16 protein-coding genes and 5 tRNA genes are annotated in these 20,571 nt (G+C 39.0%); 19 read left to right on the top strand and 2 right to left on the bottom strand.

The window, feature by feature from the left end:
* On the top strand, positions 1-867 hold the full coding sequence (locus tag DHD80_RS01395) for a helix-hairpin-helix domain-containing protein (protein WP_251739088.1): 867 nt from the start codon (positions 1-3) through the stop codon (positions 865-867).
* A gap of 85 nt (positions 868-952) precedes the next feature.
* Positions 953-2,122: an acyl-CoA dehydrogenase family protein gene (locus tag DHD80_RS01390; RefSeq protein ID WP_251739087.1), complete on the top strand. Its 1,170-nt coding sequence runs from the start codon at positions 953-955 to the stop codon at positions 2,120-2,122.
* A 322-nt stretch (positions 2,123-2,444) separates the two neighbouring features.
* Here DHD80_RS01390 and DHD80_RS01385 read toward each other — a convergent pair whose 3' ends face one another.
* Together DHD80_RS01385 and DHD80_RS01380 are read right to left on the bottom strand one after the other, a co-directional pair.
* Positions 2,445-4,175, bottom strand: a complete 1,731-nt coding sequence (locus DHD80_RS01385) for an APC family permease (RefSeq protein ID WP_251739086.1) — start codon at positions 4,173-4,175, stop codon at positions 2,445-2,447.
* A gap of 68 nt (positions 4,176-4,243) precedes the next feature.
* Positions 4,244-5,128 (bottom strand): MBL fold metallo-hydrolase, encoded by an 885-nt coding sequence (locus tag DHD80_RS01380; RefSeq protein ID WP_251739085.1) that lies wholly within the window; start codon positions 5,126-5,128, stop codon positions 4,244-4,246.
* 150 nt (positions 5,129-5,278) lie between these two features.
* Between DHD80_RS01380 and rpsU the strand changes: the two genes are divergently transcribed.
* From rpsU to rpoC, 17 genes are all read left to right on the top strand, one after another.
* The gene (gene rpsU / locus DHD80_RS01375) at positions 5,279-5,473 is read left to right on the top strand and encodes a 30S ribosomal protein S21 (protein WP_251739322.1); all 195 of its coding nucleotides are present in this window, start codon (positions 5,279-5,281) and stop codon (positions 5,471-5,473) included.
* Positions 5,474-5,544: 71 nt separating this feature from the next.
* Positions 5,545-6,432, top strand: coding sequence for a tyrosine-type recombinase/integrase (locus tag DHD80_RS01370; RefSeq protein ID WP_251739084.1), 888 nt, complete (start codon positions 5,545-5,547; stop codon positions 6,430-6,432).
* A gap of 33 nt (positions 6,433-6,465) precedes the next feature.
* Complete coding sequence (gene raiA / locus DHD80_RS01365) at positions 6,466-6,768, top strand: ribosome-associated translation inhibitor RaiA (RefSeq protein ID WP_251739083.1); 303 nt, start codon at positions 6,466-6,468, stop codon at positions 6,766-6,768.
* Positions 6,769-6,871: 103 nt separating this feature from the next.
* Positions 6,872-6,945: transfer RNA gene (locus tag DHD80_RS01360), tRNA-Thr, on the top strand.
* A gap of 199 nt (positions 6,946-7,144) precedes the next feature.
* A tRNA-Tyr gene (locus tag DHD80_RS01355) sits at positions 7,145-7,226 on the top strand.
* Positions 7,227-7,300: 74 nt separating this feature from the next.
* Positions 7,301-7,373, top strand: a tRNA-Gly gene (locus tag DHD80_RS01350).
* A gap of 186 nt (positions 7,374-7,559) precedes the next feature.
* A tRNA-Thr gene (locus tag DHD80_RS01345) sits at positions 7,560-7,631 on the top strand.
* Between the two features lie 57 nt (positions 7,632-7,688).
* Complete coding sequence (tuf, locus tag DHD80_RS01340; protein WP_251739082.1) at positions 7,689-8,876, top strand: elongation factor Tu; 1,188 nt, start codon at positions 7,689-7,691, stop codon at positions 8,874-8,876.
* 159 nt (positions 8,877-9,035) lie between these two features.
* Positions 9,036-9,108 (top strand) — tRNA-Trp (locus DHD80_RS01335).
* A 158-nt stretch (positions 9,109-9,266) separates the two neighbouring features.
* A complete protein-coding gene (secE, locus tag DHD80_RS01330; RefSeq protein WP_251739081.1) occupies positions 9,267-9,464 on the top strand; it encodes a preprotein translocase subunit SecE in 198 nt (65 codons plus the stop codon).
* Positions 9,465-9,475: 11 nt separating this feature from the next.
* On the top strand, positions 9,476-10,027 hold the full coding sequence (nusG, locus tag DHD80_RS01325; protein WP_251739080.1) for a transcription termination/antitermination protein NusG: 552 nt from the start codon (positions 9,476-9,478) through the stop codon (positions 10,025-10,027).
* A 70-nt stretch (positions 10,028-10,097) separates the two neighbouring features.
* Positions 10,098-10,535 carry a 50S ribosomal protein L11 gene (gene rplK, locus DHD80_RS01320; RefSeq protein WP_251739079.1) on the top strand — a complete coding sequence of 146 codons (438 nt, stop codon included), beginning with the start codon at positions 10,098-10,100 and terminating at the stop codon, positions 10,533-10,535.
* 20 nt (positions 10,536-10,555) lie between these two features.
* A complete protein-coding gene (gene rplA / locus DHD80_RS01315; protein WP_251739078.1) occupies positions 10,556-11,254 on the top strand; it encodes a 50S ribosomal protein L1 in 699 nt (232 codons plus the stop codon).
* Between the two features lie 8 nt (positions 11,255-11,262).
* Entirely contained in the window at positions 11,263-11,784 is a 522-nt protein-coding gene (gene rplJ, locus DHD80_RS01310; protein ID WP_251739077.1) for a 50S ribosomal protein L10, read from the top strand.
* Positions 11,785-11,840: 56 nt separating this feature from the next.
* Positions 11,841-12,218: a 50S ribosomal protein L7/L12 gene (gene rplL, locus DHD80_RS01305; protein ID WP_251739076.1), complete on the top strand. Its 378-nt coding sequence runs from the start codon at positions 11,841-11,843 to the stop codon at positions 12,216-12,218.
* A 132-nt stretch (positions 12,219-12,350) separates the two neighbouring features.
* Positions 12,351-16,163 (top strand): DNA-directed RNA polymerase subunit beta, encoded by a 3,813-nt coding sequence (gene rpoB, locus DHD80_RS01300; RefSeq protein WP_251739075.1) that lies wholly within the window; start codon positions 12,351-12,353, stop codon positions 16,161-16,163.
* A gap of 69 nt (positions 16,164-16,232) precedes the next feature.
* Positions 16,233-20,534: a DNA-directed RNA polymerase subunit beta' gene (gene rpoC, locus DHD80_RS01295; RefSeq protein WP_251739074.1), complete on the top strand. Its 4,302-nt coding sequence runs from the start codon at positions 16,233-16,235 to the stop codon at positions 20,532-20,534.
* The last annotated feature ends 37 nt before the right edge of the window (positions 20,535-20,571 follow it).

Below are 20,571 nucleotides of genomic sequence, written 5' to 3'. Positions count from 1 at the left end.
ATGTCATTTAAATCCCATTTTGCGCTAAGTAGAAGTCAGCAAAATGGGATTTTTGTTTTAGTAGGAATTATCATTCTCCTTCAATTAGGCATCCATTTTTTTGATTTTTCTGAAAAGAGAGGAACTGAAAAAGATTCTCCGGAAATTATCGCTTTCAGAAAAGAATTAGACTCGCTTAGAAAATTATCTGTTACCAAAAAGGATACGATTTATCCATTTAATCCGAATTATATTACTGACTTTAAAGGGTATCAGTTAGGAATGTCCGTCGAAGAAATAGACAGGCTTCTAAAATATAGAACCGAAAATAAGTGGATGAACTCGGCAGAAGAATTTCAAAAGGTAACCAAAGTTTCAGATAGTTTCCTGAATAAAATAGCTCCATCCTTTCGCTTTCCGGAATGGACCCAAAAAGCAAATTCAGTAAAACAGAAAATTGAGTTTACAAAATCGAGTGGAACTATAGTGGTCGCCGATTTAAATATGGCTTCAGCAGAAGATCTTATGAAAGTGAACGGAGTAGGGGAAGTGCTTTCGAAACGAATTGTAAAGTACCGGTCCAGCCTGGGTGGATTTGTGAAAGAAAGTCAACTTCAGGATGTTTACGGGTTATCCCCGGAAGTGATAGCGAAAATTCTGGAACGCTTTAGGATCATTGCCACACCTAAAATTGAAAAGATCAGTTTAAAAACTGCCACGGCAACACAACTCTCGGAAATACCACATATAAATTACGATTTGGCTAAAAATATTGTGAGTTATAGGAATTTACATGAGGGTATTACATCCTTTGAAGAATTATCAAAAATCAACTCTTTTCCCTTCGATAAAATTGATATAATTCGATTATATTTGACCATTGACTAATTATACGGAATATATCGGTTCCAAATTCATAATTACATAATCAGAATTTTCACATTTACCGGTGAAGGCATATAAGAATTTATAAATGGATCATAGATATTTTACTGAAGAACACGAGTTATTTAGAAAAAGTTTCCAGGAATTTTTGCAAAAAGAGGTGGTGCCGCATATAGAGAAATGGGAGGAAACAGGCACCATCGAACGATTTATCTGGAAGAAATTCGGAGAGATGGGATATTTTGGTTTGAATCAACCTGAAGAATTTGGGGGAATGGGCCTTGATCTTTTCTATACTGTAATCTTTCTGGAGGAACTTCAGAAGATAAATTCAGGTGGGTTTGCCGCAGCAATCTGGGCCCATGCTTATCTGGCCATGACCCATCTTAAGATTGAAGCCGATGATAATTTAAAAGAGAAATATCTAACTCCGGCCATAGATGGGGATAAGATTGGATGTCTTTGTATTTCTGAACCCTTTGGAGGATCAGACGTGGCAGGGATGCGGACTACCGCGACCAAAGAAGGCGATCATTATGTGATCAATGGTTCTAAAACTTTTATCACAAATGGGGTCTATGCCGATTTTTATATTGTTGCCGCCAAGACTTCTCCCGAAAAAGGAAGTAAAGGCATGAGTATTTTCCTTTTGGATAAGGAATTTAAAGGGATTTCAGCAACCAAACTTAATAAATTAGGCTGGCGTGCTTCTGACACTGCAGAACTTGCATTTGACAATGTAAAAATACCTGCGGAATATTTACTCGGCGTAGAAGGGAAAGGTTTTAGCTACATCATGCAGCATTTTGCGTTGGAACGTTTGATTATGGGAATTAATGCCCATGCGAGGTCAGAATTTGCCATAGAATACGCTATTGGTTATATGAAAGAGCGGGAAGCCTTTGGTAAAACCCTGGATCAGTTTCAGGCGCTGAGACATTCAGTAGCTGAAATGGCAAGTGAAGTGGAGGTTATCAAAGAATTTAATTATTCCGTAGCTAAGCGTTTGAATGATGGGGAATATGTGGTAAAAGAAGCAAGTATGTCTAAATTACTAGCGACCAAGATTGCCGATGAAGTGATCTATGAATGTCTTCAATTACTTGGAGGTTATGGATATATCGAAGATTATCCCATGGCCAGAATGTTTAGGGATAGCAGGCTGGGGCCAATTGGTGGTGGTACTTCTGAAATTCTAAAAGAGATTATCGCAAAAATGGTGATCGACAAGAAAGAATACAAGCCTGCAGCTTTATAAGCATTTTTGCGAAAATTCATTTTTCGTGCAAAAATGGTGATCGATAAAAAGGAATACAAGCCTGCGTCATTATAAACATTTTCGCGAAAATTCATTTTGGAGGACTCGCAGTGATTTGTGGTTATGCGTCATTCCGAGCGAAGCGAAGGAATCTCAATATTCATAACTGAATACTCAACAGACTGCTTCGTTGCACTCGCAGTGACGTTTGATAATTACTGAAGACTGGATCTTCCAGCAATGCTTTAGGTTTACGCGTCATCCCGACCGTAGGGAGGGATCTCCACTTGAAGGGAGTAATAACATTAGAAAATACAATCCTTTATATGATCAGCCTTACTTCCCCGAGTTCCTGAACCCGGTAAGGAAATTGTTCTCCCGGTGCACCTATAAACATGAAATTCGTAGGAATCCCCCACTTTTCAGATAATTCATGCACCTTTTCTGGGCCAAATTGGCCACGTTCAATAACAAATTCAATATGAATATCTGGGTAGGCACGATCCAGAACTTCGATATCCTTTTCAAGATTGGGTGGAGGAGTTTCTCCTTCAGGGAGAACGGTGACCAATTTTATTCTTCGTGTTGGTTCATTTTCAGAAATGTAAAGCATCACCTTGTTTAAGCTTTCCACATTATCACCAGCGGTAAAAAAAACAAATTGTTTTCCGCTTATTGAAGCCAATTTTTGAATGGCCATTTTATGGAAAGAATGAAAAATTTTGCTGTCGTGAGGTAAAACTTTGCTGATAATAATAAGAAAACCACGAATTAGATAATGACGGTATAACATGAAATAGACCACCGCTAAAGTTGGTAAGAGGTATTCAACAAATGTCCACAAGTAAGGAGGGTTTAAAAGGATATTTCCAACGATTGCTGAAAGTACAGCGGCAATAGCAATAAAGATGGCAAACCAACCGGCTTTTTCTGGTCTGGGTAATCGCTTTCGATTGATTTTCAGAAGAACATTTCCTAATCCAAATAACGCCATTACAAATAAAAAGGCAATCGTATAAATTCCTGCGAGTTTGGCGAGATTTCCTTTGGTTACAAACAAAATGGAAACAGCCAGAATAAAGAATAGGATAAAGATAATATAAGCGCTATTTTTTTTGTTCTTCTTTAAAAGTACTCCTGGTAATATTCTGTCGAGCGCCATTCTTTCCATTAATCCGCCCACTCCTACATAAGAGGTTAAAACTGCCCCGCTTAAAACCAGGGCTGCATCCAGACTTACTAAGAACGCCAGCCAGTTCCCACCCGTTGTACTTCCCAGAAAAGATAAAAGTGCTTCCTCATGATTGGCAACTACACTAACTGGTAATATAGCCAGGGCAAGAAATGCAATAAGCGGATTAAATATGCTTACCACAATCCACATATTTCTAAGAGTCTTGGGGAACACTCCCGGCTCTTGTTCTTCCACATAATTCGCTGAACTCTCAAACCCACTAATTCCAAGCATTGCTGCTGAAAATCCGAAGAAAAGCGCCATAGTAATACTACCTTCTATGGGAAGATGAAAATTCTCCAGTAAAACCTCAAACCCCTGATTCAGAAAAAAATAAATACAAAATCCTGAAAGTAACGTAAGGGAGCAGAGGTGAAATAGGAATATGGCAATGGCAACTTTTGAGGATTCTCCAATTCCAAGTATAACCAGTCCCATAAAAAGGGCGAGCAAACCTATGGTGACCGGTAAAATGGGTATCATTTCCCAAATGCTATGGGCATAACGTACAGCTTCAGTTGCCGATATTACTGCTGTCGCCATATAAGAAAGCACAGTTAATGCTGCCGCCAGGGCTGCTGTAGATTTCTTTGTAGTATTTAAAAGAGCGTTGTAAGCTCCACCATTTAAAGGTAAAGCTCCCACAACTTCCCCATATATTTTTCGGAATAAAAAAAGAACCACGGCAACCATTAATAAGGAGATCCAGGCATATTGACCGGCATAAACTATAGCGAGTGCCGAAACATAGAGACAGGAGGAACTAATATCGTTACCACATATTGCTGTGGCTTCCAATTGATTTAATTTCTTAGGCATTTTAAAGCTTATATATCAAATTTAAGGAAGATAAATCGCTTTGGTTTTAAGATGAAGTTAAAGAAATATTATTCCTCAATCTGCTTAACCAGACTGTTGTAAAAAGTAGTGCGAATTTTAGGTCCGTTAATAAATGAATCCTTCATTTCATCATCTGTATAAAAGTCTGCCGTTAGACTTGTATCTGCAACGACTTCTTCCAAAGATTTTCCTGCAGCAATAGCCATATTGATCTTATCCCGAATTCCTTCCAGCATTTTCAGATAATTTTCATAATCTGCATATGTAGCAATTTCCCCATGTCCCGGAATGATTTTAGTATTCTCATTGATAAGAGCAAGGCCAGATTTGGCTGCCTGGATATTACCTTCCACACTTCCTCCGCTTTCTAGATCTATATAAGGAAAACTGCCATTAAAAAAGGTGTCCCCGGTATGTAACACATTGCTTTGCGGAAAATAAATCAGGGCATCACCATCGGTATGTGCGTGATGTACATGAGAAACGATAATATCATTTTCGTTAATGTGTAGACCTAGATTTTGATCGAAGGTGACTATGGGAAGACCATTAAATTCTTTAGGAAGGGTATCGTTTTTAAGGCGATTTCTCACATTTTCATGCGCAAAGATCATAGCACCATCTTTTTGAAAATTAACATTCCCTCCGGTGTGGTCTCCATGATAATGGGAATTAACCAGATACTTTACAGGAGAATCACTAATAGTTTTTAGCTGTTCCTTGATCCTTTCTGATAGGGCTGCAAATTGATCGTCGATCATAAAAAGGCCATCATCGCCGGTCAATAAGCCAATATTGCCGCCGGCTCCCGTTAAAACATAAACATTTCCATTTACAGGGGTTATTTTGATTTCAACATTATCCAGATTTCTTTGCGAAAAGAGGGCCGAGGTTGAAATAAGCAGAATACAGAGAATCTTTATAGTTTTCATAGTTTTGTTTTTAACGTAGATGAAGTTAGCAAAAAAGAGAATAGGATGGAGTATGCTCAATTTCATATTTATATTCAGAAATTTTATTGCTCAGTTATAAAAATGCGCTATCTTTGCAGCCGATTCCAAAAGAGAGGAGGTGATGACACTATGTTAATTATACCAGTTAAAGACGGAGAAAATATAGATAGAGCTCTTAAGCGTTTCAAGCGAAAGTTCGACAAAACCGGAACTATGCGCCAGCTAAGAAGTAGGCAACATTTTTCTAAGCCATCTGTAGAGCGTAGAGCTCAAATTCAGAAAGCAGAATATATTCAGCATCTTCGAGACGCAGAAGATATTTAGAAAGATTATCTAAGTATATAAAACTGTTGATACGATGAAGTTTAGTAACTTCGTTTATCAACAGTTTTTTTATGCCTTTTTCTGCCTTCCTCGAATATCTTTCCCTGGAGAAAAAATATGCCGCGAATACGCTGGCCGCATATAGTAGTGATCTTAAAAAATTTCAGAAATTTTTAATCGCTGAATTTCAGGAAAACGATCCTGTTCAGGTAAATTATTCTCAAATAAGGTCCTGGATCGTAAAACTTTCCGAAGATGGGGTTTCAAACAGAAGCATTAATAGAAAGATTTCTACTTTAAAGACGTATTATAAATTTCTGCTGAAAACTTCTCAAATTGAAGTTTCCCCCCTGGTTAAACATAGAGCGCTAAAAACTTCCAAAAAAATACAGGTGCCTTTTTCAGAAAATGAAATTATAGAAGTACTTGAAAGTATAGATATTTCAGAGTTTCCAGGAATACGCGACAAATTTATGGTTGAACTTTTTTATAGTACAGGCATAAGAAGGGCAGAGCTCATCAATATTAAAGTTGGGGATCTGGATCTCGAATCAAATGTTTTAAAGGTTTTAGGTAAAAGAAATAAAGAAAGGTATATTCCTTTAATTCGATCAGTAAAGATATCTGCTAAAGAATATTTAAATAAACGCCAGGAATTCAATGAGAATGCTGTGTCTTATCTTTTTCTCACCAATCGCGGGGAGAAAGTATACGAAACTTTTGTTTATAGAATTATAAATAATTATTTTAGTGAAGTGTCTGGGAAATTAAAAAAGAGTCCGCATATATTGCGTCATTCCTTTGCCACACATTTATTGAACCAGGGCGCCAACCTAAATGCGGTTAAAGAATTATTGGGACATTCCAGTCTTGCCGCAACCCAGGTGTATACCCATAATAATATTGCCGAACTAAGTAAGGTACACCAAAAGGCTCACCCAAGGAACAATAAGCACTGAAATCAATCATTGTTTAATTTAAATTTATTGGATATGAAAATGAATTTGCAGTCTGTGAACTTTAATGCTGATCAAAAACTTATAGACTTTACTCAGAAAAAGTTAGATAAATTAGAGATCTATTTCGACAAGATTATTTATGCTGATGTTTATTTTAAAGTTCAAAATACGAGTGGAAAAGAAAATAAAATCACTGAAATTTTACTTAGCATTCCCGGCGGGGATATTATGGTAAAGAAAACGTGTAAAAGGTTTGAAGAATGTGTTGATGATTGTGTGCAGTCCTTACAAAGGCAATTAATTAAAAAGAAAGAGAAATTGAGTGCTCATGTTTAGCTAATTTTTTTCAATTTCTTTTTTGATAAAGAGATAAATTTATATACATTTGCAGTCCGTTAGAAATAGCGGACTTTTTTATGCTGAAAAAGTAGCGAAAAAGGCCGATGTAGCTCAGCTGGCTAGAGCAGCTGATTTGTAATCAGCAGGTCGTGGGTTCGAGTCCCTCCATCGGCTCTTGAAATTTTGAAATACCGGATTTGAAATTCGATTTTTATAATAAGCATCTGATGTTGACTATTTTAAAAATTCTGAAAGATAAAATCTAAAAATGCTTTGGATGTAGCTTTTAAATTGCTTTATTTTGCAGCCGTTTAAAATTCATCCTGAAGCTCAGCTAAATTAGCTGTGGTTCTATGAAATAGTGGATAATTTTGGGGAGATACTCAAGCGGCCAACGAGGGCAGACTGTAAATCTGCTGACTACGTCTTCGCAGGTTCGAATCCTGCTCTCCCCACAAATCAATTCAAAATTCTGAATTTAACATTCAAAATTAACTTTGAATGTTGAATTTTAGATCTTGAATTATCCGCGGGAGTAGCTCAGTTGGTAGAGCGTCAGCCTTCCAAGCTGAATGTCGCCGGTTCGAACCCGGTCTCCCGCTCTAAACTCAAATCAGGGTTTTGCCGCAAGCTAGCGATAAATGGACTTTAGGGTTCTATTCATCCCGGCTTATAGTAGTTGAATTGCTATGTGAGTTGCTACGGTAGTATTACCTCAATTCTGATTTTATCTGTAGACCTTTATTGGTGTACAGTGTTTTTGCTGTTTAAGAACAGTATAATTTCAGGCCGACGTAGCTCAGGGGTAGAGCGTTTCCTTGGTAAGGAAGAGGTCACGGGTTCAATTCCCGTCGTTGGCTCTAGTTTTGTATAAAATTGAACACTAATATATAACTAAGATTAAATAAGTATTAATTATGGCAAAGGAAACATACGATCGTTCCAAACCGCACTTAAATATCGGTACCATTGGACACGTAGATCACGGAAAAACTACCTTAACTGCAGCTATTACTAAAGTAATGGCCGATGCTGGTTATTCAAAAGCTTCAGCTTTCGATCAAATCGATAACGCACCTGAAGAAAAAGAAAGAGGTATTACTATTAACTCTTCACACGTTGAGTATTCAACCGCTAACCGTCACTACGCTCACGTTGACTGTCCGGGTCACGCGGATTACGTAAAGAACATGGTTACTGGTGCTGCTCAAATGGATGGTGCTATTCTTGTAGTGGCTGCAACTGATGGGCCTATGCCACAAACTCGTGAGCACATCCTTCTAGGACGCCAGGTTGGTATTCCAAGAATCGTTGTATTCTTAAATAAAGTTGACCTTGTTGATGATGAGGAACTTCTTGAACTAGTTGAAATGGAAGTTAGAGATCTTCTTTCTTTCTATGAATATGATGGTGACAATGGCCCTGTAATTTCAGGTTCTGCACTTGGAGCTCTTGAAGGAGATGAAAAATGGTCGGCTACTGTTATCGAGCTTATGGAAGCTGTTGATACATGGATTGAATTGCCAGAGCGTGATATCGATAAGCCTTTCTTAATGCCTATCGAAGATGTATTCTCTATTACAGGTCGTGGTACTGTTGCAACGGGTCGTATTGAGACTGGTGTGGCTAACACTGGAGATTCTGTTGAGATCATTGGTATGGGAGCTGGAAAATTAACTTCTACAATTACCGGGGTAGAGATGTTCCGTAAAATTTTAGATAGAGGTGAAGCTGGTGATAACGTAGGTATCCTACTAAGAGGTATTGAGAAATCTCAAATCTCTAGAGGTATGGTAATTACTAAGCCAGGATCTGTAACTCCGCACGCTAAATTCAAAGCTGAGGTGTATATCCTTAAAAAAGAAGAAGGTGGACGTCACACTCCATTCCATAACAATTACCGTCCTCAGTTCTACGTACGTACAACTGATGTAACTGGAACAATTAGTCTTCCTGAAGGTGTTGAGATGGTAATGCCTGGTGATAACTTAACTATCCATGTTGAGCTGCTTCAGGCTATCGCTATGAATACAGGACTGCGTTTCGCTATTCGTGAAGGTGGTAGAACTGTAGGTGCAGGGCAGGTTACTGAAATTCTAGACTAAGTTTAGATCATATATATAAAGGTATCCTGCAATGCAGGATACCTTAACTTATATTTACGGGTTTACCTGCCTGCCGGCAGGCAGGGCTCAGAACTGAGCTTGAAACAGTGTAAGTCCTTATCAGGAAAATTGCAAATATTTTCTTGATTAATTAGAAATACGGGTTTAGCTCAGTTGGTAGAGCACTGGTCTCCAAAACCAGGTGTCGGGAGTTCGAGCCTCTCAACCCGTGCTGAATTTAAAGTATTGAATTGCATAAGGCGAGAAGCCTGTCCTGAGCGAAGCATAAGCGGAGTCGAAGGGAGCCTCTCAACCCGTGCGAAGAATTTTGAAGGAACGGAAAAGGTGAGTACCGGATCAGATTCTTAATCCGTTTAAAAAATTAATACAATGGCAGGAATTGTTAATTACATATCAGAATCTTATAACGAGTTAAAAAACCACGTTACCTGGACAAGTTGGTCTGAAGCACAACGCTTAACAGTGTTGGTAGCTGTATTTTCCATCATATTTTCATTAGCAATTTGGGGTGTTGATACACTTTTTAGTGGTGTTATTGAACAGTACTTCGAATGGGTTAAATCATAATAACGGTAACTATGGCAGAGACAAAAGATAAGAGTTGGTATGTGGTTCGAGCCGTTAGCGGTCAGGAAAATAAAGTTAAGGATTACATTGAGAAGGAGATCGAATATTTAGGTCTTCAGGATTCAGTAGATCAGGTTTTAGTTCCTACTGAAAAAGTTATTCAGATTCGAAACGGTAAAAAGATTAATAAAGAGAGGGTTTATTTTCCAGGATATATCATGATCCAGGCAAATATTGGAGGTGAAATTCCTCATATCATTAAAGGCATCAACGGTGTGATTGGTTTCCTTGGGGAAACAAAAGGTGGGGATCCTGTGCCCCTTCGAACTTCAGAAGTAAACAGAATGTTAGGGAAAGTTGATGAACTTTCGGTGAAGGCAGATAATGTGGCTATTCCGTTTACAATTGGTGAAACTATCAAAGTAATTGATGGGCCGTTTAATGGATTCAACGGAACAGTTGAAAAAATAAATGAAGAAAAACGCAAACTTGAAGTGATGGTGAAGATTTTCGGAAGAAAAACACCATTAGAATTAAGTTATATGCAGGTAGAGAAAGTATAAAGAAAATTGTTACATATTTTTTGATAGTTTTTAGCTTCCACTGATTAACTATCACTCAAAAATTTGAAAAATGGCAAAAGAAGTAAGTAAAGTTGTAAAACTACAAGTTCGCGGAGGTGCTGCTAACCCATCACCACCAGTTGGACCTGCTTTGGGTGCTGCCGGAGTAAACATCATGGAGTTCTGTAAGCAGTTTAATGCTAGGACCCAGGATAAGCCAGGAAAAGTATTGCCTGTTGCAATTACAGTTTTTAAAGACAAATCATTTGATTTTGTTATTAAAACCCCACCTGCAGCAGTTCAATTGATGGAAGCGGCAAAAACTAAAAAAGGTTCCGGTGAGCCTAATAGAAAAAAAGTAGCAAGTGTTTCTTGGGATCAGATTAAGGCTATTGCAGAAGACAAAATGCAGGATTTAAATGCATTTACCGTTGAATCTGCGATGAAAATGGTTGCTGGAACAGCGCGTTCTATGGGAATAACCGTAAAAGGTAATGCACCGTTTTAATCTTATAAAGACATTAGAAAATGGCAAAATTAACTAAGAAGCAAAAAGAAGCTCAGTCTAAAATCGAGAACGGTAAAATGTATTCGGTTGCAGAAGCTTCAGCTTTAATAAAAGATGTTACCAATGCAAATTTTGATCCTTCTGTAGATCTTGCAGTTCGTTTGAACGTAGATCCGCGTAAAGCGAACCAAATGGTAAGAGGTGTAGTAACCCTTCCACATGGGACAGGTAAGGATGTAAAGGTGTTGGCCCTTGTAACTCCAGATAAGGAGCAGGAAGCTAAAGATGCCGGAGCAGATTTCGTTGGTTTGGATGAATATCTTGATAAAATCAAAGGAGGTTGGACAGATGTAGACGTAATTGTCACTATGCCAAGTGTAATGGGAAAATTAGGTCCCTTAGGTCGGGTTTTAGGACCAAGAGGTTTAATGCCCAATCCTAAAACCGGTACAGTGACAATGGATATTGGTAAAGCAGTATCTGATGTAAAAGCGGGGAAGATCGATTTCAAGGTAGACAAAACAGGGATCGTTCACGCGGCAATTGGGAAAGCATCTTTTGATGCAGAGAAAATTGCTGGGAACGCGAGAGAATTATTAACTACGCTGGTAAAATTGAAACCTCAGGCGGCGAAAGGACTATATATCAAAAGTATATTCATGTCCAGCACTATGAGCCCGAGTGTTGCAATAGATACTAAAAAGTTTACTGAGCAATAATAGAAATTATGACAAGAGAAGAAAAATCAAAAGTTATAGAAGATTTAACTGCCCAGTTAGCTGATTCAAATATTGTTTATTTGGCAGATATTTCTGGTCTTGATGCCGGAAGTACTTCAAACTTACGTAGAGCTTGTTTTAAAGCAAACGTAAAACTGGCAGTAGTTAAAAATACATTGCTTGCAAAAGCTATGGAAGCCGCTGATAAAGATTTCGGTGAACTTCCTTCAGTTTTAAAAGGCAATACTTCCATCATGTTTTCTGAAACCGGTAATGCTCCGGCGAAAGTGATTAAGGAATTTAGAAAGAAATCTGATAAGCCTTTACTTAAAGGAGCTTTTGTTGAAGAAGCCGTTTATGTGGGTGACGACTATCTTGAGACACTTGTGAATATCAAGTCTAAAGAAGAAGTTATTGGCGATATTATTGGATTACTTCAATCTCCTGCTAAGAATGTTATTTCTGCACTTAAATCAAGTGGAGGAAAACTTGCAGGGATTCTTAAAACCCTTTCAGAAAAGGAAGAATAATTTAGTACGCACTTTTTAACAATTATAAATTAAAGAACATTTTAAAACGATAGAAAATGGCAGATTTAAAAGATTTCGCAGAACAGTTGGTTAACTTGACCGTAAAAGAAGTAAACGAGTTAGCAACTATTTTAAAAGATGAATATGGTATCGAGCCTGCAGCAGCTGCTGTAGCTGTTGGTGGCGGTGGCGCTGCTGGTGGTGAAGAGGCTGCTGAAGAGCAGTCAGAATTCGATGTAATTCTTAAAGCTCCAGGTGGATCTAAACTTGCAGTTGTAAAGCTAGTTAAAGAACTTACAGGTCTTGGTCTTAAAGATGCTAAGGAATTAGTTGACAATGCTCCAAAACCAGTAAAAGAAGGAGTAGCTAAAGACGAAGCTGAAGCGCTTAAAAAACAACTAGAAGAAGCAGGAGCTGAGGTTGAGCTTAAATAAGCTTGACAAAAGCAATATTATTTAGGTTTAGACCTCAGGATTCGTTCCTGAAGGTCTAAACCCTTTTGCGTATATAGAACTAAGATCTTAAAAAACGCAGTATTTTTTAATAAATTATAATCCCGTCCATTGATGTTAGCAAAGCAAACTGAAAGATTGAGTTTTTCTTCTGTGAAAAACAAGCCTGCTTATCCGGACTTTCTGGATCTGCAGATCAAGTCCTTCCAGGACTTTTTCCAGTTGGAAACAAAATCAGAAGAACGGGGAACTGAAGGCCTTTACAACACCTTCCTTGAAAACTTCCCCATTACGGACACCCGTAATCAATTTGTACTAGAATTCTTAGATTATTTTGTGGACCCGCCAAGATATTCCATTCAGGAATGTATTGAACGCGGATTAACGTATAGTGTACCGCTTAAGGCGAGACTTAAGCTATATTGTACAGATCCTGAGCATGAAGATTTTGAAACCATCGTACAGGACGTATATCTAGGGACGATCCCTTATATGACCCCAAGCGGAACTTTCTGTATTAACGGTGCAGAGCGCGTAGTCGTTTCTCAGTTACACCGTTCACCAGGAGTTTTCTTTGGACAGTCTTTCCATGCAAATGGAACCAAACTATATTCTGCCCGTGTTATTCCTTTTAAAGGTTCATGGATTGAATTTGCTACCGATATTAACAGCGTGATGTACGCGTATATCGATCGTAAAAAGAAATTACCTGTAACGACACTTTTCCGTGCGATTGGTTATGAAAGAGATAAGGATATTCTTGAAATATTCGATCTTGCTGAAGAAGTAAAAGTATCGAAAACAGGACTTAAAAAATATTTAGGTCGTAAACTTGCGGCAAGGGTATTAAATACCTGGTATGAGGATTTCGTAGATGAAGACACCGGTGAAGTAGTTTCTATTGAGAGAAACGAGATCGTTTTAGACCGTGATACAGAATTAGAGAAAGATCATATAGAAGAAATTCTTGAAACCGGAAGTAAGACTATACTTTTACACAAAGAGGAGAACCAAACCGGGGATTATGCGATCATCCATAATACGTTACAAAAAGATCCTACCAACTCTGAGAAAGAAGCGGTAGAACATATTTATCGCCAGCTGCGTAATGCCGAGCCGCCAGATGAGGAAACTGCTCGTGGAATTATCGACAAGCTTTTCTTCTCAGATCAGCGATACAGCTTAGGAGAAGTTGGACGATACAGAATGAACAAAAAACTGGGTCTTGATGTGGAAATGGATAAGCAGGTGCTTACCAAACTCGACATTATTACTATTGTTAAATATTTAATTGAGTTAATTAACTCAAAAGCAGAGATCGATGATATCGATCACCTTTCTAATCGTCGTGTTAGAACTGTTGGAGAGCAGTTATCTCAACAATTTGGTGTAGGTCTTGCCCGTATGGCTCGTACCATTCGTGAGCGTATGAACGTTCGTGATAACGAGGTATTTACCCCGATAGATTTGATCAACGCGAAGACTTTGTCTTCTGTGATCAACTCTTTCTTCGGAACAAACCAGTTATCGCAGTTCATGGACCAAACGAATCCTTTAGCTGAAATAACGCACAAGCGTAGACTTTCCGCATTAGGACCAGGTGGTTTATCAAGGGAAAGAGCAGGGTTCGAAGTACGTGATGTTCATTACACGCACTACGGAAGGTTATGCCCAATTGAAACACCGGAAGGACCAAATATTGGTTTGATCTCTTCACTTTCAGTATATGCGAAAGTAAACGGGATGGGATTCATAGAAACTCCATATCGAAGTGTGACTAATGGGAAAATCAATATCATTGATGAACCTATATATTTAAGTGCGGAAGAGGAAGAAGGCAAGAAAATCGCCCAGGCGAACATTCCCTTAAAAGATGATGGAACTATAGATACAGATCGTGTAATTGCACGTATGGAAGGTGACTTCCCGGTTGTGGATCCAAAAGAGGTACATTATACCGATGTGGCTCCAAACCAGATTTCATCTATTTCTGCTTCATTAATTCCATTTTTGGAACATGATGATGCCAACCGTGCACTGATGGGATCTAACATGATGCGTCAGGCAGTACCTTTATTGATCGCCGATTCCCCAATTGTGGGAACTGGTCTTGAAAGACAGGTAGCTACAGATTCCCGTGTATTGATCAATGCTGAAGGAGAAGGTGTGGTTGAATATGTAGATGCAGAGATGATTACCATTAAATATGACCGTAGCGAAGAAGAGCGTATGGTGAGTTTTGATGATGATGCGAAATCTTATAACTTAATCAAATTTAGAAAAACCAACCAGGGAACCTGTATCAACCTGAAGCCAATCGTAAGTGTTGGGGATAGGGTTAATAAAGGACAGGTACTTTGCCAGGGTTATGCTACAGAAGCCGGGGAACTTGCTTTAGGTAGGAACATGAAGGTTGCCTTCATGCCTTGGAAAGGTTATAACTTTGAGGATGCGATCGTAATTTCAGAAAGAGTAGTAAGAGATGATATTTTCACCTCTATCCATATCGATGAATATTCGCTTGAAGTTAGAGATACAAAACTGGGTAATGAAGAATTGACCAATGATATTCCCAACGTTTCTGAAGAGGCTACAAAAGACCTTGATGAGCATGGAATGATTCGGGTTGGTGCTGAAGTGAAGCCAGGTGATATCCTTATTGGTAAGATTACACCAAAAGGGGAAAGTGATCCTACGCCTGAAGAAAAACTATTACGTGCGATCTTTGGTGATAAAGCGGGAGATGTAAAAGATGCTTCATTAAAAGCGTCTCCATCTTTAAGTGGAGTTGTAATTAACAAGAAGTTATTTGCACGAGCCGTAAAAGATAAGCGTAAGAGGGTTCAGGATAAAGAAGATGTTTCTGCACTTGAGAAAAAATATGATGCGAAATTTGCGTTACTAAAGGATAATTTAGTAGACAAATTATTTACGATCATTGGGGGTAAAACCGCTCAGGGTGTTCAAAATGATCTTGGTGAAGAAGTACTTCCAAAAGGTAAAAAGTATACATTGAAAATGCTTAATGCAGTTGACGATTATACGCATTTAACCAGTGGGACATGGACGACAGATGATCACCTGAATGAATTGGTTGCAGACCTTATCCATAATTATAAAATTAAAGAAAATGACCTTCAGGGGAACCTAAGAAGAGAGAAATTCACCATTTCCGTAGGAGATGAACTTCCTTCAGGGATCCTAAAACTGGCTAAAGTTTACATCGCTAAGAAACGTAAATTAAAAGTTGGGGATAAAATGGCAGGACGTCATGGGAACAAAGGTATTGTTGCCAGAATTGTGCGTCATGAAGATATGCCATTCCTTGAAGATGGAACACCGGTTGATATCGTGTTGAACCCACTTGGGGTACCTTCACGTATGAACATTGGGCAGATCTACGAAACTGTACTTGGTTGGGCAGGTCAAAAACTTGGTAAAAAGTATGCGACCCCAATTTTTGATGGTGCAACTATAGATCAAATCAACGAGCTTACAGATGAAGCCGGAATTCCAAGATTTGGACACACCTTCCTATATGATGGTGGAACTGGAGAACGTTTTGACCAGAGAGCAACTGTAGGTATAATCTACATGCTAAAACTAGGTCATATGATCGACGATAAGATGCATGCGCGTTCTATCGGGCCATACTCACTTATTACCCAGCAGCCGCTTGGTGGTAAAGCACAGTTTGGTGGTCAGCGTTTTGGAGAGATGGAGGTTTGGGCTCTTGAAGCTTACGGTGCATCCAGCACTCTTAGGGAAATCTTAACCGTGAAGTCTGATGACGTTATTGGAAGAGCGAAGACCTACGAGGCTATTGTAAAAGGTGAGCCAATGCCAGAACCTGGATTGCCTGAATCTTTCAACGTGTTAATGCACGAATTGAAAGGTCTTGGATTGGATATTAAGTTAGAAGAATAAAAAAAGTTTACAGTATTCAGTTAGCAGTTTGCACTGCGACTGAATACTGCATACTGAATATTGGAAAATATGGCTAGAAATAACGATAAGAATACAATACAGAGGTTCAACCAGATCTCTATTGGTTTAGCTTCACCGGAGTCTATCCTAGCGGAATCCCGCGGTGAGGTTTTAAAGCCAGAAACTATCAACTACCGTACACACAAACCTGAACGTGATGGTTTGTTTTGTGAGCGTATTTTTGGTCCTGTAAAGGACTACGAATGTGCCTGCGGTAAGTATAAAAGAATACGCTACAAAGGGATCGTTTGTGATCGTTGTGGGGTAGAGGTTACAGAAAAGAAAGTACGTAGGGACCGTGTGGGTCACATTAACCTTGTGGTTCCAGTGGCACATATCTGGTATTTCCGCTCTTTGCCTAACAAAATTGGTTATTTGTTGGGGCTTCCTTCCAAGAAACTGGACATGATTATCTATTACGAAAGATATGTGGTGATCCAACCCGGGAATGCGAAGAATGAAGATGGAGAACCACTTAAGAAAATGGATTTCCTAACGGAAGAAGAATATCTAAATATTTTAGATGCACTTCCTCAGGAAAATCAATATTTGGACGATAATGATCCAAATAAGTTTATCGCTAAAATGGGGGCGGAATGCCTGATCGAAATTCTGAAAAGAATCGATCTTGATGAGCTTTCTTACGAACTAAGACACAAAGCGAATAACGAAACTTCCAAGCAACGTAAGACTGAAGCGCTTAAAAGACTTCAGGTTGTGGAAGCTTTCCGTGATGCCAACGAAAATCGTGAGAATAATCCTGAATGGATGATCATGAAGGTAGTACCGGTTATTCCACCGGAACTTAGACCTTTGGTGCCCCTTGATGGTGGACGTTTTGCGACTTCAGATTTAAATGATCTTTACCGTCGTGTAATTATTCGTAATAACCGTTTGAAGCGTTTAATGGAAATCAAAGCTCCTGAAGTGATTTTACGTAATGAAAAACGTATGCTTCAGGAATCTGTGGATTCATTGTTCGATAACACTAGAAAATCATCAGCAGTTAAGACAGATTCTAACCGCCCGCTTAAATCCCTTTCAGATTCGTTGAAAGGTAAGCAAGGTCGTTTCCGTCAAAACCTGCTTGGAAAACGTGTGGATTATTCGGCACGTTCGGTAATCGTTGTAGGACCTGAACTGAAAATGTTCGAATGTGGTCTTCCGAAGAATATGGCAGCAGAGCTTTACAAACCTTTTATCATCAGGAAACTGATTGAAAGAGGGATTGTGAAAACCGTAAAATCTGCCAAGAAAATTATAGATAAAAAAGAACCTGTAGTTTGGGATATTTTGGAAAATGTTCTTAAAGGACATCCTGTACTGCTAAACCGTGCTCCTACATTGCACCGTTTGGGGATCCAGGCATTCCAGCCTAAACTTATTGAAGGGAAAGCGATCCAGCTTCACCCACTGGCATGTACCGCATTTAACGCCGATTTTGACGGTGACCAGATGGCCGTGCATTTACCATTGGGGCCTGAAGCAATTCTGGAAGCGCAACTTTTAATGCTGGCTTCCCATAATATTCTGAACCCTGCAAATGGTTCACCAATTACAGTACCTTCCCAGGATATGGTTTTGGGTCTTTATTATATGACCAAACTTAAAAAATCTACTGATGAAGAGCCGGTAAAAGGTGAAGGATTAACCTTCTATTCTGCGGAAGAGCTGGTAATAGCTTACAATCAGAAAGCAGTAGATCTTAACGCAGGTATCAAGATTCGTACAAAAGATTATAACGACCAGGGAGAATTGGTAATGCAAATTATCGAAACTACTGTGGGTAGGGTTTTATTTAATGAAGCCGTACCTGAAAAAGCTGGTTATATCAATGAAGTATTGACCAAAAAGTCGCTGCGTGATATTATTGGTAGAATCTTAAAAATTACCAGTGTTCCTGAAACTTCTGAATTCCTTGACGAAATTAAAGGTCTTGGTTATGGTTTCGCATTCCGTGGTGGACTTTCCTTCAGCTTAGGTGATATTATTATCCCTGAAGAGAAACAATCCATGATCGATGAAGCCAATGAGCAGGTTGAAGGGATTATTGGGAACTATAACATGGGTCTTATTACCAACAACGAACGTTATAACCAGGTTATTGATATCTGGACGTCGACGAATGCCGGTCTTACGGAGTTAGCGATGAAACGAATTCGTGAGGATAAACAAGGTTTCAACTCGGTTTATATGATGCTTGATTCCGGAGCCCGTGGTTCTAAAGAACAAATTCGCCAGTTAACCGGTATGCGTGGTCTTATGGCCAAGCCGAAGAAATCGAATTCCGGAGGTGGTGAAATTATTGAAAACCCGATCCTTTCTAACTTTAAGGAAGGTCTTTCAATTCTTGAATACTTTATCTCTACTCACGGTGCGCGTAAAGGTCTTGCCGATACCGCACTTAAAACTGCCGATGCTGGTTACTTAACCCGTCGTTTAGTAGATGTTTCCCAGGATGTGATTGTAAATACTGCAGACTGTGGAACGTTGAGAGGAGTGGAAGTGAAGCCACTTAAAAAGAATGAAGAGATCGTTGAATCTTTAGGTGAAAGAATTCTTGGACGTATTGCCCTGAATGATTTGGTCAACCCATCTACAGATGAATTGATCGTAGCTTCAGGTGATGAGATTACAGAAGAAATTGTGGAAATGATCGAAGCTGCTCCAATCGAAAGCGTAGAAGTTAGATCTCCACTTACCTGTGAGGCCAAGAAAGGTATTTGTATAAAATGTTACGGTCGTAACCTGGCCACGAATAAAATCGTGCAAACAGGTGAGGCGGTTGGTGTTGTGGCAGCTCAGTCTATTGGTGAGCCTGGTACACAGTTAACCCTTCGTACATTCCACGTGGGAGGTATTGCAGGTAACATTTCAGAAGAAAACAAACTGGAAGCTAAATTTGGCGGGGTTGCAGATATTGAAGATCTTAAAGTAGTTAAAGGAGAAACAGCAAGCGGAGATTTATCTGATATTGTAATTTCCCGTACTGCAGAGATCAAAATAAAGGATAAGAAAACCGGTGTGGTTTTAAGTACCAATAACATTCCTTATGGTGCGCAGATTTTAATCAACGATGGAGAAGCGGTAAGTAAAGGAGATGTGATTTGTTCATGGGATCCATATAACGGTGTAATTATTTCTGAATTTGCCGGTAAGATCAAGTATGAAAATGTGGAACAGGGTGTAACTTACCAGGTGGAGATCGATGAGCAAACAGGATTCCAGGAAAAAGTAATTTCTGAATCCCGTAACAAAAAGCTTATCCCAACTTTACATATTTTAGGTAAAAAAGACGAAATAATTCGTTCTTATAACCTTCCGGTTGGGGCTCACCTTATGGTTGATAATGAAGAAAAAATTGGAGTAGGTAAGATTTTGGTTAAGATTCCGCGTAAATCATCTAAATCTGGTGATATTACGGGTGGTCTTCCAAGGGTAACCGAGCTTTTCGAAGCACGTAACCCATCGAACCCGGCAGTAGTTTCTGAAATTGATGGAGTTGTTTCCTTCGGAAAAATCAAACGTGGTAACCGTGAGATCATCGTAGAATCCAAGCTTGGTGAAGTGAAGAAATATCTTGTAAAACTTTCTAATCAAATCCTGGTTCAGGAGAATGATTATGTAAGAGCAGGTATGCCACTTTCTGATGGTTCCATCACTCCGGAAGATATTTTGAATATCAAAGGACCTAACGCGGTACAACAGTATCTTGTGAACGAAGTTCAGGAGGTGTATAGGCTTCAGGGTGTGAAAATTAACGATAAGCACTTCGAGGTTGTGGTAAGGCAAATGATGCGTAAAGTAAGAATCGTTGATCCGGGAGATACTATTTTCCTTGAGAACCAGCTGGTACACAAAGATGATTTCATCAACGAAAACAATAAGTTGTTCGGGATGAAAGTAATCGAAGACGCTGGTGATTCTGAAAATATGAAGGCAGGTAGAATTATTACTCCTAGAGATTTAAGGGATGAGAATTCTATTTTGAGAAGGGAAGATAAAAATCTTGCTACGGCGAGGGATGTAATTCCTGCAACGGCTACCCCAATATTACAGGGTATTACCAGGGCATCACTTCAAACCAAATCATTTATCTCGGCTGCTTCCTTCCAGGAAACTACCAAGGTATTGAACGAAGCTGCAGTAAGCGGTAAGATCGATGAACTTGAAGGCTTGAAGGAAAATGTAATTGTAGGACATAGAATTCCTGCAGGTACAGGGATGAGACGTTATGAAAGCATTATTGTTGGTTCTAAAGAAGAATTCGACCAGATGATGGAGAAGAAACAGGAAGTGAATTATAACTAATTCCTGATAAATATTCAGAAAAAGGCCCGCAATCGCG

Origin of the sequence: Gramella sp. AN32, assembly GCF_023718305.1 — a bacterium.
GTDB classification, from domain to species: Bacteria; Bacteroidota; Bacteroidia; order Flavobacteriales; family Flavobacteriaceae; genus Christiangramia; species Christiangramia antarctica.
This window is presented reverse-complemented; position numbering and strand designations above follow the sequence as displayed.

Coding starts and splice junctions, on each gene's coding strand:
- DHD80_RS01395 (WP_251739088.1), top strand. CDS start 1: ATGTCATTTAAATCCCATTTTGCGCTAAGTAGAAGTCAGCAAAATGGG.
- DHD80_RS01390 (WP_251739087.1), top strand. CDS start 953: ATGGATCATAGATATTTTACTGAAGAACACGAGTTATTTAGAAAAAGT.
- DHD80_RS01385 (WP_251739086.1), bottom strand. CDS start 4,175: ATGCCTAAGAAATTAAATCAATTGGAAGCCACAGCAATATGTGGTAAC.
- DHD80_RS01380 (WP_251739085.1), bottom strand. CDS start 5,128: ATGAAAACTATAAAGATTCTCTGTATTCTGCTTATTTCAACCTCGGCC.
- rpsU (WP_251739322.1), top strand. CDS start 5,279: ATGTTAATTATACCAGTTAAAGACGGAGAAAATATAGATAGAGCTCTT.
- DHD80_RS01370 (WP_251739084.1), top strand. CDS start 5,545: ATGCCTTTTTCTGCCTTCCTCGAATATCTTTCCCTGGAGAAAAAATAT.
- raiA (WP_251739083.1), top strand. CDS start 6,466: ATGAAAATGAATTTGCAGTCTGTGAACTTTAATGCTGATCAAAAACTT.
- tuf (WP_251739082.1), top strand. CDS start 7,689: ATGGCAAAGGAAACATACGATCGTTCCAAACCGCACTTAAATATCGGT.
- secE (WP_251739081.1), top strand. CDS start 9,267: ATGGCAGGAATTGTTAATTACATATCAGAATCTTATAACGAGTTAAAA.
- nusG (WP_251739080.1), top strand. CDS start 9,476: ATGGCAGAGACAAAAGATAAGAGTTGGTATGTGGTTCGAGCCGTTAGC.
- rplK (WP_251739079.1), top strand. CDS start 10,098: ATGGCAAAAGAAGTAAGTAAAGTTGTAAAACTACAAGTTCGCGGAGGT.
- rplA (WP_251739078.1), top strand. CDS start 10,556: ATGGCAAAATTAACTAAGAAGCAAAAAGAAGCTCAGTCTAAAATCGAG.
- rplJ (WP_251739077.1), top strand. CDS start 11,263: ATGACAAGAGAAGAAAAATCAAAAGTTATAGAAGATTTAACTGCCCAG.
- rplL (WP_251739076.1), top strand. CDS start 11,841: ATGGCAGATTTAAAAGATTTCGCAGAACAGTTGGTTAACTTGACCGTA.
- rpoB (WP_251739075.1), top strand. CDS start 12,351: ATGTTAGCAAAGCAAACTGAAAGATTGAGTTTTTCTTCTGTGAAAAAC.
- rpoC (WP_251739074.1), top strand. CDS start 16,233: ATGGCTAGAAATAACGATAAGAATACAATACAGAGGTTCAACCAGATC.